At 59.3% G+C, this 13,170-nt stretch carries 12 protein-coding genes; 4 read left to right on the plus strand and 8 right to left on the minus strand.

The window, feature by feature from the left end; genetic code table 11:
* Positions 1-4: 4 nt before the first annotated feature.
* The 6 genes from Q7W83_RS00870 to Q7W83_RS00895 all read right to left on the minus strand — a co-directional run bounded on the left by Q7W83_RS00870 (position 5) and on the right by Q7W83_RS00895 (position 6,302).
* Complete coding sequence (locus tag Q7W83_RS00870; RefSeq protein WP_150633143.1) at positions 5-1,246, minus strand: SfnB family sulfur acquisition oxidoreductase; 1,242 nt, start codon at positions 1,244-1,246, stop codon at positions 5-7.
* A 387-nt stretch (positions 1,247-1,633) separates the two neighbouring features.
* Positions 1,634-2,398, minus strand: a complete 765-nt coding sequence (locus Q7W83_RS00875) for a hypothetical protein (protein WP_150633142.1) — start codon at positions 2,396-2,398, stop codon at positions 1,634-1,636.
* 468 nt (positions 2,399-2,866) lie between these two features.
* A complete protein-coding gene (gene tcyN, locus Q7W83_RS00880) occupies positions 2,867-3,622 on the minus strand; it encodes an L-cystine ABC transporter ATP-binding protein TcyN (RefSeq protein WP_150633141.1) in 756 nt (251 codons plus the stop codon).
* A gap of 4 nt (positions 3,623-3,626) precedes the next feature.
* Positions 3,627-4,292 carry a cystine ABC transporter permease gene (gene tcyL / locus Q7W83_RS00885; protein WP_150633140.1) on the minus strand — a complete coding sequence of 222 codons (666 nt, stop codon included), beginning with the start codon at positions 4,290-4,292 and terminating at the stop codon, positions 3,627-3,629.
* Positions 4,292-5,092: a cystine ABC transporter substrate-binding protein gene (gene tcyJ, locus Q7W83_RS00890; RefSeq protein ID WP_458378018.1), complete on the minus strand. Its 801-nt coding sequence runs from the start codon at positions 5,090-5,092 to the stop codon at positions 4,292-4,294. The genes tcyL and tcyJ overlap by 1 nt, the downstream gene beginning before the upstream one ends.
* A gap of 217 nt (positions 5,093-5,309) precedes the next feature.
* Entirely contained in the window at positions 5,310-6,302 is a 993-nt protein-coding gene (locus Q7W83_RS00895) for a D-cysteine desulfhydrase (protein WP_458378017.1), read from the minus strand.
* 192 nt (positions 6,303-6,494) lie between these two features.
* Here Q7W83_RS00895 and epsC point away from each other — a divergent pair, with 192 nt between their 5' ends.
* Both epsC and betT read left to right on the plus strand, forming a co-directional pair.
* Positions 6,495-7,421: a serine O-acetyltransferase EpsC gene (gene epsC, locus Q7W83_RS00900; protein ID WP_473655553.1), complete on the plus strand. Its 927-nt coding sequence runs from the start codon at positions 6,495-6,497 to the stop codon at positions 7,419-7,421.
* A 413-nt stretch (positions 7,422-7,834) separates the two neighbouring features.
* The gene (gene betT, locus Q7W83_RS00905) at positions 7,835-9,790 is read left to right on the plus strand and encodes a choline transporter BetT (protein WP_191623730.1); all 1,956 of its coding nucleotides are present in this window, start codon (positions 7,835-7,837) and stop codon (positions 9,788-9,790) included.
* A gap of 2 nt (positions 9,791-9,792) precedes the next feature.
* On the opposite strand, the gene Q7W83_RS00910 is transcribed toward betT, so the two are convergent.
* Together Q7W83_RS00910 and Q7W83_RS00915 are read right to left on the minus strand one after the other, a co-directional pair.
* A complete protein-coding gene (locus Q7W83_RS00910; protein ID WP_150633135.1) occupies positions 9,793-10,053 on the minus strand; it encodes a hypothetical protein in 261 nt (86 codons plus the stop codon).
* 137 nt (positions 10,054-10,190) lie between these two features.
* On the minus strand, positions 10,191-10,931 hold the full coding sequence (locus Q7W83_RS00915; RefSeq protein WP_150633134.1) for an SDR family oxidoreductase: 741 nt from the start codon (positions 10,929-10,931) through the stop codon (positions 10,191-10,193).
* 127 nt (positions 10,932-11,058) lie between these two features.
* Between Q7W83_RS00915 and Q7W83_RS00920 the strand changes: the two genes are divergently transcribed.
* Both Q7W83_RS00920 and mgrA read left to right on the plus strand, forming a co-directional pair.
* Positions 11,059-11,949 carry a LysR family transcriptional regulator gene (locus Q7W83_RS00920; RefSeq protein WP_473655554.1) on the plus strand — a complete coding sequence of 297 codons (891 nt, stop codon included), beginning with the start codon at positions 11,059-11,061 and terminating at the stop codon, positions 11,947-11,949.
* 159 nt (positions 11,950-12,108) lie between these two features.
* Positions 12,109-13,146 carry an L-glyceraldehyde 3-phosphate reductase gene (mgrA, locus tag Q7W83_RS00925; RefSeq protein WP_150633132.1) on the plus strand — a complete coding sequence of 346 codons (1,038 nt, stop codon included), beginning with the start codon at positions 12,109-12,111 and terminating at the stop codon, positions 13,144-13,146.
* Positions 13,147-13,170: the final 24 nt, after the last annotated feature.

The raw sequence follows: 13,170 nt of genomic DNA on the forward strand, positions 1-13,170 counted from the left end.
GTCGTCAGATCCAGGAATGGCGAGCCGGCAGCGTGCCGTTCAAGTGATAGGCGCCGACTGCGTGATACTTCCAGCGCACCGGGTCGTGCAGCGTGTGCACGCGGGCGTTGCGCCAATGGCGGTCGAGGTTGAATTCGGCGAGGGTGGCGCGGCTGCCGGCCAGTTCGAAGAGCTTTTCGCTGGCCAGCAGCGAGATCTCGGTGGTCAGCACTTTGGCTTCGGCCACGGCAATCGAGGCTCGTGCGGCAGACTCGGCGGTGAGCGGCGCGGCGTTGACTTGATCAAGCACTTGCCCGGCCTTGCGCAGCAGCGCTTCGGCGGCGTGCAGTTCGATTTTCAGTCTGCCGATGTCGGCAATGACATAAAGATCATCGCTGGCGCGTTCGACCTTGGCGTCGATCCACGGGCGGGCACGGGTTTTCACGAACTCGATGGCGTCGTCGATGGCGCCGCGGGCGATGCCAGCGTCGATGGCCGCTTGAATCAATTGCGAGACGGCGCCCTGGATGTTCGGCTTGTCGTTGATCTTCCAGTTATCCACCACCAGTTCGGCGTCGACCCGCACGTTGTTGAGCAAAAGGGTGCCGCTGGCGGTGGTGCGCTGGCCGAAACCGGACCAGTCATCAACGATCCGCAAGCCCGGTGTGCCGCGACGGACGAAGGCCAGCACTTGCTTGCCGTCGTCGTTCAGCGCCTTGACCGCGACCCAGTGGGCGAACAGGGCGCCGGTGGAATAGAACTTCTGCCCGCTGACGACGAAACCGTCGCCGTCGGCGGTGATACGCGCTTTCAGTTCCAAGGTGTTTTTGGTGCCGCGCTCAGGACCGGCATTACCGATGCGCCAGCCCTCTAGTACGCTTTTGAACAGCTGCTTTTTCTGCGCTTCGGTGGCGCTGCCAAGCACCAGGTTAAGAATGCCGAACTGGTTCTGCGGGATCTGTCCCAGCGCCGGGTCGGCTGCGGAAATGATCGCAAAAACATCGGCCAGGGTAACGAACGAAACCTGCGGGCCACCGTATTCGCGCGGGATGGCAATGCTGCCCAGGCCGCTGCGGGTGAACTGCTCGATTTCCGACCACGGCAGCTTGCGCTGACGGTCGCGTTTAGCCGCTTGTTGGCGGGCGACGTGCGCCAGCTCATGGGCGGCCTTGATCGCTTGTGCGTCGTTGCGCAATACCTGTGCGGGCAACAACAACGGGGCGACGTCCAGGTCACTCTGGACGATTGCATCTGCCAGACTGGACATCAGTGCCGCTCCTTGGCTGCTGCACGCAATGCCCTGGCGATCTGCACTGGGGTGATTGTGTTCCGGACCATACCTACCTCACATCTCATGGAAACGCCGCGATGGGTGCGGCGAAGTAAAAACAAGAATGTCCGGTGGTCCGGTTTATATACCCTAAGCGTGTATAAAAATTAAATAAACTAACTTTTAGGAATATGGATAGAAGTGTGTCAGCAGCAACTGTACCCAGGGCAACAGTTGTTTCTGGAGCAACACCTGACTGTCTGATTCGGCATTTGTAGGAGCAAGCTTGCTCGCGGAAAATCTGAAAGCAACGGGCTTGTCCAGACAGCACGCGTTTTCGTTGACGTTCATCGCGAGCAAGCTCGCTCCCACAGGAAGGGTGTTTCAGTGTTTCCGGGGTTCTGCGGCCATGAGCATTTCCTTCGGCCGGCCCTTCAGATAAGGATTGGCACAACCAATTTTCAGCGTACGCGCCGGCGCCCAACGCGAGTTATTACCCACCCGGTCGAGGATGCAGTAAGTCACCTCCAGCCGCAGGTCTTCGCCTGCTTCGAGAATGATCGCTGGCGGCACCCAGACCTGAATCGGCTCACCCACCTCGTTCGCCTTGAGCCGTGGCAGGTCCATGCGTACATCACCCCAGCGCAGGGTGATTTCATCGTCGATCGCCATGTTCAGGTAGGGTTCGATGGTCAGGGGAACGCCGCGCTTGATCTGGTTCGGATTGACGCCCTGACGGCGGATGGTTTCAGGAATGCTCACTGGCGCCAGGCTCTGGTTTTCGTCACCGTACAGGGCCGAGGGTTGGCCTCCCGGGCAGTCGAGCTTGACCTGCACGCGGGTTGTCGGTGACAGCGCAGGCCCATGGCCGACCTGCATCAGCCGGTAGTGAATGCGTGAGGAGCCGTTGGCGATGAAGCTTTGCGGTACGCGCAGGCTGACCGCTTTGCCGACGTCCTGGGTGTTCAGCACCCTGGAGGCCACGTAGCAGTTGTCCCAGAACAGCTCGATCAAGTCGCCTTCATCCATGCCTGGGTAAGGCGCGACGTCGATCAGCAGATGAGCGGCCGAGGTGATGTTGATGCCGCTCTTGTGTGATTGCGCCACGGTCGGCGCCGCAAGTTCGGGTTTGTTCGAGGTATGTTTCATGGGTTTCTCCTTGAAGTCTTGCAGCGAAGTCCGTTTCTGAAAGAGCTGATTGGCGGTGCCACAAACGGCTCATTACTTCCGTATAAAAACAATGATTGAACGTGATGAGTTGCGTTTGCTGGAGACTAGATAAGAGTGCGCTTGAATAAGTGTCAATAGAGTGAGTTAGTTGATTAACGAATCTGTTGTTATTCAGAAAGTTCCTACGCTATCAGGTCAGGAAGCTGCAGCGTGTTGTCGAACATGCCCACTGAATCAGCGGGTTTTTGCGGTGGGAGGTCGCGGTTGTCCGCACAGTACGCTGAGGTGTTTCGTGGATTTTAGGCGAGGATAATCTGTCGCAGGACATATATATGTACCGCACACGATTATTGAAAGAGGCATACATTTTACGAATGGTTTGAGAGGGTGCTATCAGGTTTCAATGTAACTTCCGTCCTTGGAAGTTGATCTCATTGTCATGGCTGCTCAGTGATGAGCATTGTTCAGGAACTTGCTGAGAAATTGCTTTGTGCGTTCTTCTTTCGGATTGGCAAACAGCGCCTTGGCTTCGCCTTGCTCGACAATGACACCCTTATCGAAAAACACCACGCGGTTGGCCACGTCGCGGGCAAAGCCCATTTCGTGGGTCACGATGACCATGGTGCGCTTCTCCTCGGCGAGGCTGCGGATGGTCGCCAGCACTTCACCCACCAACTCCGGATCGAGTGCCGAGGTTGGTTCATCGAACAGAATCACTTCCGGCTCCATCGCCAGCGCGCGGGCAATCGCCACACGCTGTTGCTGTCCACCGGAGAGGCGTCGCGGGTACGCGTCTTCCTTGCCTGCCAGGCCAACCCTGGCCAACAACTTTTTACCCAGGGCGACGGCGTCGGCGTGCGGGATCTTCTTGACGATGATCGGGCCTTCGATGACGTTTTCCAGGGCTGTGCGATGGGGGAACAGGTTGAAGCTCTGGAACACGAAGCCGACGTGCTGACGCAAGCGCCGCACCAGGCTCTGTTGCTGGTTCAACGGGCGGCTGCCATCGATCTCGATGTCACCGACCTTGATCCGGCCGCTGGTAGGTTCCTCCAGAAAATTCAGGCAACGCAGGAACGTGGTTTTCCCCGAACCGCTCGGCCCGATGATCGCCACGACCTCGCCTTCTTTCACTTCCAGATCAATGCCGTTAAGCACCACTTGACCCTTGAACTGCTTTGTCAGTTTTTCCACGACAATCATGGGGTCAGGACTCCTGGTCGTGCCGATTGACCCGGGCTTCCAACTGGTTCTGCAGGTGCGAAAGCACCGTGGCCAGAATCCAGTAGATCAGCGCGGCGGCCAGATACATGGTGAAAATTTCGAAGGTCCGGGCGGTAATCAGCTGGGCCTGACGGAACAGTTCCGGCACCTGAATGGTGGCGGCCAGCGCCGTGTCCTTGACCAGCGAGATGAAGCTGTTGCCCAGCGGCGGCAATGCCGTGCGCATCGCTTGCGGGATGATGGCCCGGCGCAAGGTCTGCGCGCGGGTCATGCCGATACTGGCGGCGGCTTCCCACTGACCGCGCTCGATGGAGCTGATCGCGGCACGCAGGATTTCGCAGGCGTAGGCGGCCATGTTCAGCGAGAAGCCGATCAGGGCTGCTGGCAGTGGATCAAGTTCGATACCCAATTGCGGCAAGCCGTAATAGATCACGAACAGTTGCACCAGCAACGGCGTGCCGCGAAAGAACGACACGTAGATGCGGGCCAGCCAGCTCACCAGTTTGAAGCGCGACAGGCGCATCAACGCCAGGCCGAACCCCATCACCAGGCCGAAGAACATCCCGCCCAGGCTGAGGATTACCGTGTAGTACGCGCCCTTCAGCAGGAAGGGCGCGGAGTCCAGCGCAAGTTGGAAAGCTTCTTCCATTATTGAGTGACGTCAGCGCTGAAGTATTTTTCCGAAAGCTTTTTCAGCGTACCGTCGGCACGCAGCTTGTCGATGGCCTTGTTCACCGCTGCCAGCAACTCAGGCTCGCCTTTGCGCAAGGCAATGCCTGCTTCCTGGCGGGAGAACGCTTCGCCGGCGGCGGAAGTGTCCTTGGCCTTCTTGGCGTATTCCAGCGCGGCGAGGCGGTCGATCAGGATCGCGTCAATGCGACCGTTTTTCAGGTCTGCAAACTTGGTCGGATCATCGTCATAGGTGCGCACGTCAGCGCCCGGTACGTTGGCTTTGACCCACTGTTCGTAGTTGGTGCCCAGGCCTACGCCGACTTTCTTGCCCGTCAGATCGGCAGCGGACTTGATGTTCAGCTCCGCAGCTTTCTTGGTCTGCACCAGCGCCTGAATCCCGGAAACGGTGTAAGGCTCGGAGAAGTCATACTTCTTCTTGCGCTCTTCGGAGATGGTCACCTGGTTGATCACCGCGTCCAGACGCTTGGATTCCAGCGCCGCGAGGATGCCGTCCCATTTGGTCGGTTGCAGTTTGACCTTCACACCCAGCTCTTTGGCCAGGGCTTCGGAGAACTCGACTTCGAAGCCGGTCAATTTGCCGTCGGCGTCGACGAAACTGAACGGTGGGTAAGTACCTTCCAGACCGACGTTGATCACGCCCGCGTCCTTGATTTTTTGCAGTTGCTCACCGGCAACCGCCTGCCCCAGCAGACCGACGCTCAGCGCCAGGCCCAGTGAACCCACCAGCAGATTTCGACGTAGTGCGGAAAAATTCATGACAAGCCCCTGTGTTTTCTTATGAAGACGCTTTTAGGAATGTTGGCAAAATCGGGATTTGGACGACTGCAATATCCTGCCCTAAAGCAGCGTATGCGTCTCGCTGCAAATTCGCCTGCGGCGTGACTATATGATGGCGCTTTTAGATAGGAAAATAATAAATATTGCGTTTGTTATTCTTTAATTGCATATGTGATCAGTAGAGCGCAAGGCGCTCTCAAAATGCCGAGTTGTAAGCAAACAACGCCGGCGCCCCACCGGTGTGCAGGAAGATGATTGGTCCTTCATCAAAACGCTGACGCCCGATACCGTCGAGCAACCCGGCCATGGCCTTGCCGGTATACACCGGGTCCAGCAGCAGCCCTTCCTGACTCGCCAGCAGCTTCACCGCTGACAGCGTTCCCGCATTGGGTTCGCCATAACGCGGGCCGAAATATTCGTCCCACAACTCAACCTTGAAACTGCTCGGCAGGCTGACACCCAACAGCGCCGCGGTACGCTCGGCCAGGCCCTGAACCTTCGGCCGCTGATCTTCTTCGCTGCGGGAAACCGTCACACCGATCACTGGCAAATCCGGCAATGCTTCACTCAACGCGAGAGCCAGGCCGCTGTGCGTCCCGGCGCTGCCCGAGGCCAGCACCACGGCGGCAAAGGTCAGGCCGGTGTCCTTGATCTGCTCGGCCAGTTCCAGGCCGGCACGCACATAACCCAAAGCGCCCAAGCCATTCGAGCCACCAATCGGCACCAGATACGGTTTTTTGCCGTTGCTGCGCAGGCGAGCGGCCAGTGCTTCCAACTGCTCGTCAGCGTTGTCGAGGTTTTCCACCAACTCGACCTTGGTGTCGAACAGGTCAAGCAGCAGCCGATTGCCGTTGCCGACATAGTTGGCGTCTTCGGTGCCCAAAGGATTTTCCAGCAGCGCGACGCAACCCAGGCCCAGTTTGGCAGCGAGGGCGGCGGTCTGGCGCACGTGGTTGGATTGCAGCGCACCCGCGGTGATCAGCGTGTCCGCGCCCTGGGCCAGCGCATCGGCACCGAGGTATTCGAGTTTGCGCAGCTTGTTGCCGCCCATCGCCAGCGGCGTCAGGTCGTCGCGTTTGACGTACACGTCGCGGCCCAGCCAGGTCGACAGGCGTTCGAGTTTTTCCAGAGGGGTCGGGTGGCCGAGCAGATCGAGGCGGTCAAAACGGGCGAGCTGTTGTTTGATCATGGGTCCGTACTGGCGGTGGGAGATGTCAGGACTATAGGCACGCCTATATGCAGGGGCAACCGGCAAGATTACTTATAGCCAAAAGTGCTGAGCACAGCACAATCGGTTCTTAATTCGGTTTCCAGACCTTGCCGTAAAGTAATCGCCGTCAGTGCGGCCAGACAGTCCGGCCGCCCGTGTGGAGTTTTTACCGTGAGCGAGCGTTCCAGCCATTGGCAATTGCAGACCATCGTCAGCCAGTTGCGCACGGCGCGCGATCAGTGGCGTGCGCAAAACGGCCGTGCCAGCGGCGAGCAGGGCGGTCGCGAGCTGCCCTCCCGAGCGGCCATGGCGGAGATTCTTGAAGCGCTGTGCGGGGCATTGTTCCCGATGCGTCTGGGGCCGGTGGATTTGCGCGAAGAGAGTGAAGACTTTTACGTCGGCCACACGCTGGACGTCGCGTTGAATGCATTGCTGGGGCAGGCACGGCTCGAACTGCGTTACGCCGCTCGCCACAGCGCCTCGGCCGACACTGAAGTCGAAGCCAAAACGATCCAGATCATTCAGGAATTTGCCCTCGCCTTGCCGGGGCTGCGCAGCCTGTTGGACACCGATGTGCTGGCGGCCTATCACGGTGACCCGGCGGCCCGCAGCGTCGATGAAGTGTTGCTGTGCTATCCGGGGATTCTGGCGGTGATTCACCATCGCCTCGCGCACCATTTGTATCGCGCCGGGCTGCCGCTGCTGGCACGGATCAGCGCAGAAATCGCTCACTCGGCGACCGGTATCGACATTCACCCGGGTGCGCAGATTGGTCGCAGCTTCTTCATTGATCACGGGACGGGCGTGGTGATCGGCGAGACCGCCATCATCGGCGAGCGTGTGCGGATTTATCAGGCTGTAACCCTGGGCGCCAAACGCTTCCCGGCGGATGAAGACGGCCAGTTGCAGAAGGGCCATCCGCGGCATCCGATTGTCGAGGACGATGTGGTGATTTATGCCGGCGCGACGATTCTGGGGCGGATCACCATCGGTAAGGGCTCGACCATTGGTGGCAACGTCTGGCTGACGCGCAGTGTGCCGTCGGGGTGCAACCTGACGCAGGCGAATCTGCAGCATGATGATGGGACGCAGAAGTAAGCCCTGAAATCTCAGCTGACAGGCCCGGCCTCCCTTCCACAATGAATCTCTGTCGTTCACCGATTTTGTGTTCGCCCGAGATCCACTGTGGGAGCGAGCCTGCCCGCGATTGGTTTCAAGCCGAACCGAGATAATGGCATTCAGCCAATTCTCTACTGAACGAATCCCCCAAACCCCACGTCATACCCATCCTTGAGCTAGCGTACAAACAGTACCGCCGAGCCCTGCGATTAGTCCTTAGCACCCTATCCATGTTTAACTTGAACGCTCATTCAAGTTAAACCGCCGGTTTGCTGCCCGCTCACAACAGGAGGCTTGCCCTTGCCGAGTCCGTTATTGATTGCCCGGTTTCACCCCCTTGAGGTGCACCTTTCATGAGTGCATCGTCCACCCCCGCCAGCGGCCAGGTCCGCATGAATCCGCCGGTGTTCTACTTTGCGGCGACGTTTATCTTTCTGTTCGGCATTGTCGTTATCGCCATGCCTGAACAGGCCGGCGCCTGGCTGTTGCAAGCGCAAAACTGGGCGGCCAATACGGTCGGCTGGTATTACATGCTCGCGATGACGCTGTATCTGGTCTTCGTGGTGGTCACCGCCTTGTCCGGCTACGGCAAGATCAAGCTCGGTGCCGACCACGACGAGCCCGAATTCAGTTACCTGTCCTGGGCCGGCATGCTGTTCGCCGCCGGGATCAGCATCACCCTGTTCTTCTTTTGCGTGTCCGAACCGCTGACGCACCTGTCACAACCGCCGCAAGGCGAGGCCGGCACAGCGGACGCGGCGCGCCAGGCAATGCAGATTCTGTTTTTGCACTGGGGCCTGCACGGCTGGGGCGTGTTTGCCTTCGTCGGCATGGCGCTGGCCTATTTTGCCTATCGCCACAACCTGCCGCTGGCCTTGCGTTCGGCGCTCTATCCGCTGATCGGCAAACGCATCAATGGCCCGATCGGCTACGCGGTGGATGGCTTCGGCATCATCGCCACGGTGTTCGGCCTCGGTGCCGACATGGGCTTTGGCGTGTTGCACCTCAACTCGGGTCTGGATTACCTGTTCGGCATCGCCCATACCCAGTGGATCCAGGTCGGCCTGATCACGCTGATGATGGGCGCGGCGATCATCGTCGCGGTGGCCGGCGTCGATAAAGGCGTGCGGGTGATGTCCGATATCAACATGCTGCTGGCCTGTGCGCTGCTGCTGTTCGTGTTGTTTGCCGGCCCGACTCAGCACCTGCTCAACACCTTGATCCAGAACATCGGCGATTACCTTGGCGCCCTGCCGATGAAGAGTTTTGACCTTTACGCCTACGACAAACCCAGCGACTGGCTGGGCGGCTGGACGGTGTTCTACTGGGCCTGGTGGATCGCGTGGTCGCCGTTCGTGGGCCTGTTCATCGCACGGATTTCCCGTGGCCGGACCATCCGTGAATTCGTCTTCGGCGTGCTGTTGATTCCGCTCGGTTTCACCTTGGCGTGGATGTCGATTTTCGGCAACAGCGCCATCGACCAAGTGCTCAACCACGGCATGAGCGCGCTCGGCATGTCGGCCATCGAAAACCCTTCGATGACGTTGTACCTGCTGCTGGAAACCTACCCGTGGAGCAAAACCGTCATCGCGGTCACAGTGTTCATCAGTTTCGTGTTCTTCGTCACCTCGGCCGACTCCGGCACCGTGGTGCTGTCGACGCTGTCCGCAAAGGGCGGCAACCCGGATGAAGACGGGCCGAAATGGCTGCGGGTGTTCTGGGGCGCGATGACCGCGCTGGTGACCAGTGCGCTGCTGTTTTCAGGCAGCATCGATGCGCTGAAGTCGGCGGTGGTGCTGACTTCATTGCCGTTCTCGATGATCTTGCTGCTGATGATGTGGGGCCTGCACAAGGCGTTTTATCTGGAGTCGCAAAAGCAGATTGCGCAGCTGCATTCCCTGGCGCCGGTGTCCGGGTCGCGGCGCGGTGGTTGGCGTCAGCGTTTGAGTCAGGCGGTGCACTTCCCGTCGCGCGATGAGGTCTATCGCTTCCTCGACACGACGGTGCGCCCGGCGATCGAAGAAGTGACGGCGGTGTTCGTCGAGAAGGGGCTGAACGTGGTCACTCAACCCGATCCGGCGAACGACAGCGTCAGCCTGGAGATCGGTCACGACGAGCAGCATCCGTTCATCTATCAGGTGCAGATGCGCGGCTACTTCACGCCTTCGTTCGCCCGTGGCGGCATGGGTTCCAAGGAGCTCAACAATCGCCGTTATTATCGAGCCGAGGTGCATTTGAGCGAGGGCAGTCAGGACTACGATCTGGTGGGCTACACCAAGGAGCAGGTCATCAACGACATCCTCGATCAGTACGAGCGCCACATGCAGTTTTTGCATTTGGTGCGTTGAGTTCAGGTCTCGCTGCTCAACGCCATGAACAGCACCAGCGCCGCCACCGGCACGCCGAACACAATGCTGCCGACCACCAGCTCCGTCGTGACGGGCTGGCCGGCAGTGACCACGCCGATGGCGCCGTTGATCATCGTCAGGGCCAGCCACAGAACGATGAAGCTGTAGGTCAGTGTCTGGCGGCTGAAGCCGATTTTCTCGCCGATGAACAGCATCAGCGCCAAGAGGACCAGGCCGAAGGTGATGATGATCGTGGTGTGCATGATGCGTTCCTCCCTTTGGACGTGTGTTGCCCTTGAAGCCGCTATCGCGAGCAGGCCCGCTCCCACAAGGAACATCGCGGTCCCTGTGGGAGCGAGCCTGCTCGCGATGGGGCGCTACGGTGTCAGTGTGAGCCTAGTTAAACCAACCCGCCATTCACCCGCAGAATCTGTCCATTGACCCAGGCCGAATCCGGCCCGATCAGAAAGGACACAACGCGGGAGATGTCTTCTGGCTGTCCCAGGCGTTCCAGCGGCGCCATCTTCGCGAAATTCTGAATCTGCTCCTCGCTCTTGCCGTGCAAAAACAGATCGGTCGCCACCGGGCCAGGGGCGACGGCATTGACGGTGATGTGGCGACCGCGCATTTCCTTGGCGAACACCTGCGTCAGGGATTCCACCGCGGCTTTGCTGGCGATGTACACGGCGTAACCCGGCAGGTTCATGCCGACGGTGCTGCTGGAGAAGTTGACGATCCGGCCACCGCTGTTCAAACGTGTCGCCGCTTCACGCAATGTGTTGAACGTGCCTCGAGCGTGGATGTTGAAGTTCTGGTCGAACAGTTCGTCGGTGTGTTGCGCCAGCGGCATCACTTTGAGAATGCCAGCGTTATTGATCAACACATCGACTTTGCCCAGTTGTGTTTCGGTTTCGTCGAACATCCGGCGCACGTCGTCGGCATTGGCCACGTCAGCCTTGATCGCTATGGCTTGATGACCGGCCTGACGCAGTTCAACGACCAGCTTTGAGGCTTCAATGGCGCTGTTGGCGTAGTTGATGGCGACGGCGAAACCTTCGCTGGCCAGTTGTTTGGCGATCACGGCGCCGATGCCGCGGGAGGCGCCGGTCACGATGGCCACTTTCGAAGTTTGAGTAGTCATGGCGTTGAATCCTTTGAAGGTGTCTGTTGGGGGTGACGCCAGACTCACATGTTTACTAAGGCCGATAAATGCACGAAAGTTGCCGTGACTGTTCAAGAATCGCCAACAATCGAAGGTGTGGAGCGCCATGGATCAAGTCAAAGCGATGAAGGTGTTCGTGCGGATCTACGAGCGCAGCAGCTTCACCCTCGCCGCCGAGGACCTGAATCTGCCGCGGGCAACCCTGACCCACACGCTGAATCAGTTCGAAGCCTGGCTGGGTACGCGTTTGCTGGAGCGCAGTACGCGTAAGGTGCGTCCTACGCTGGATGGCGAGGCGTACTACTTGCGCTGTGTGCAATTGCTGGCGGAACTGGAAGAAGCTGAACTGGCGTTTCGTAGCGTGGCGCCGAAGGGGCGGTTGCGGGTCGATTTGCATGGCACGTTGGCCAAGAGTTTTGTGATCCCCGCTTTGCCACAGTTCATGGAGCGTTATCCGGACATCGAGCTGTCGATCAGCGAGGCCGACCGCTTTGTCGACTTGATCGCCGAAGGTGTCGACTGTGTGCTGCGCGCCGGCACCCTCGGCGACTCGGCGCTGATCGGCAAACGTGTCGCCAACCTGCGCCAGATCACCTGCGCCAGCCCAGCGTATCTACGCAAATACGGCGAACCGAAAACCCTCGAAGACCTGAAACACCATCGCGCGGTGAACTACGTCTCGCGCACCACCGCCAAGCTGTTTCCCTTCGAATTCATGGTCGATGGCGAGTTGAAGGAAGTGACCATCGAGGGCGCGATCTCGGTGTTCGGCGCAGAAATCTACGCCGCCTCGGCCATTGCCGGACTGGGCTTGATCCAGTGCCCGCATTACCGAATGGAAACGCAGATCGCCCACGGCCTGGTGCAGGAAATTCTTACCGACACCCCACCGCCACCGATGCCGGTTTCAGTGCTGTATCCGCATAACCGACACATGTCGCCACGGGTTCGGGTGTTTGTGGATTGGTTGGGTGAAGTTTTTGCGCAGGCCGTTTGAAGAAGGCGATCCTGGCGAGAAAACCGACGCTGAAGATGAAAGTTGTGAAACGTTTCAGCATTTCCTCAAGTCCGAGGTTTATCGACGTTTGTCTGGGCGTATGCTGGGCAACTTGCGAAGCAGTCGATACCAACTTCAAGACAGACAAGAGAGGATTCGATGACCTACACCGCTGCCGAAAACCGCTACGACTCCATCCCTTACCGCCGCGTCGGTCGCAGCGGTCTGGTGTTGCCGGCTTTGTCCCTGGGCCTGTGGCACAACTTCGGCGACAGCACGCCGATCGACACCCAGCGTTCGTTGTTGCGCACGGCGTTCGATCTGGGGATCAACCACTTCGACCTGGCCAACAACTACGGCCCGCCGTACGGCAGCGCCGAAATCAATTTCGGCCGTTTGCTGCGCGAAGACTTCAAGCAGTATCGCGATGAGCTGATCATTTCGAGCAAGGCCGGTTGGGACATGTGGCCCGGTCCTTACGGGCAGGGCGGCGGTTCGCGCAAATACGTGCTGGCCAGCCTTGATCAGAGCCTGCAGCGGCTGGGTCTGGACTATGTGGATATTTTCTACTCCCACCGTTTCGACCCGGACACGCCGATGGAAGAAACCGCCAGCGCACTGGCCACTGCAGTGCAGCAGGGCAAGGCGCTGTACATCGGCATCTCGTCGTATTCCGGGGTGAAAACCCGTGAGATGGCGGCGCTGTTGAAAGAGTGGAAAGTGCCGTTGCTGATTCACCAGCCGGCGTACAACCTGCTTAATCGCTGGGTGGAAAAGGATCTGCTGGACGTTACCGACGAACTGGGCACCGGCGTGATTGCGTTCACGCCGTTGGCGCAGGGCCTATTGACCGACAAATACCTCAACGGCATTCCGAAGGATGCGCGGGTCAATCGTCCGGGCGGCGGCTCTTTGCAGTCCTCGCACCTGTCTGAGGCCAACATTGCCCATGTGCGTGGGCTCAACGAAATCGCCAAACGTCGCGGCCAGAGCCTGGCGCAATTGGCGTTGGCCTGGACGCTGCGCGATCCTCGGGTGACCTCGGCACTGATCGGTGCGAGCCGGCCGGAGCAGATCATCGAGAACGTCGGGGCGTTGAAGAATCTGAGCTTCAGCGCGGACGAGCTGGCGGAGATTGACCGGTTTGCCCAGGAGGGCGGGATCAATCTTTGGGAGAAGCCTTCGACGGCGGAGTAAGTGTTTGGCGCCAGAATCTTTGGC

It is taken from the genome of Pseudomonas sp. 300, assembly GCF_055803035.1.

What these genes read in the sequence shown, in the direction of transcription:
- betT (WP_191623730.1), top strand. Translation starts at nt 7,835, where the DNA reads ATGAATCCGCCGGTGTTCTACTTTGCGGCGACGTTTATCTTTCTGTTC.
- mgrA (WP_150633132.1), top strand. Translation starts at nt 12,109, where the DNA reads ATGACCTACACCGCTGCCGAAAACCGCTACGACTCCATCCCTTACCGC.
- Q7W83_RS00910 (WP_150633135.1), bottom strand. Translation starts at nt 10,053, where the DNA reads ATGCACACCACGATCATCATCACCTTCGGCCTGGTCCTCTTGGCGCTG.
- tcyJ (WP_458378018.1), bottom strand. Translation starts at nt 5,092, where the DNA reads ATGAATTTTTCCGCACTACGTCGAAATCTGCTGGTGGGTTCACTGGGC.
- tcyL (WP_150633140.1), bottom strand. Translation starts at nt 4,292, where the DNA reads ATGGAAGAAGCTTTCCAACTTGCGCTGGACTCCGCGCCCTTCCTGCTG.
- tcyN (WP_150633141.1), bottom strand. Translation starts at nt 3,622, where the DNA reads ATGATTGTCGTGGAAAAACTGACAAAGCAGTTCAAGGGTCAAGTGGTG.
- Q7W83_RS00915 (WP_150633134.1), bottom strand. Translation starts at nt 10,931, where the DNA reads ATGACTACTCAAACTTCGAAAGTGGCCATCGTGACCGGCGCCTCCCGC.
- Q7W83_RS00920 (WP_473655554.1), top strand. Translation starts at nt 11,059, where the DNA reads ATGGATCAAGTCAAAGCGATGAAGGTGTTCGTGCGGATCTACGAGCGC.
- Q7W83_RS00875 (WP_150633142.1), bottom strand. Translation starts at nt 2,398, where the DNA reads ATGAAACATACCTCGAACAAACCCGAACTTGCGGCGCCGACCGTGGCG.
- Q7W83_RS00870 (WP_150633143.1), bottom strand. Translation starts at nt 1,246, where the DNA reads ATGTCCAGTCTGGCAGATGCAATCGTCCAGAGTGACCTGGACGTCGCC.
- Q7W83_RS00895 (WP_458378017.1), bottom strand. Translation starts at nt 6,302, where the DNA reads ATGATCAAACAACAGCTCGCCCGTTTTGACCGCCTCGATCTGCTCGGC.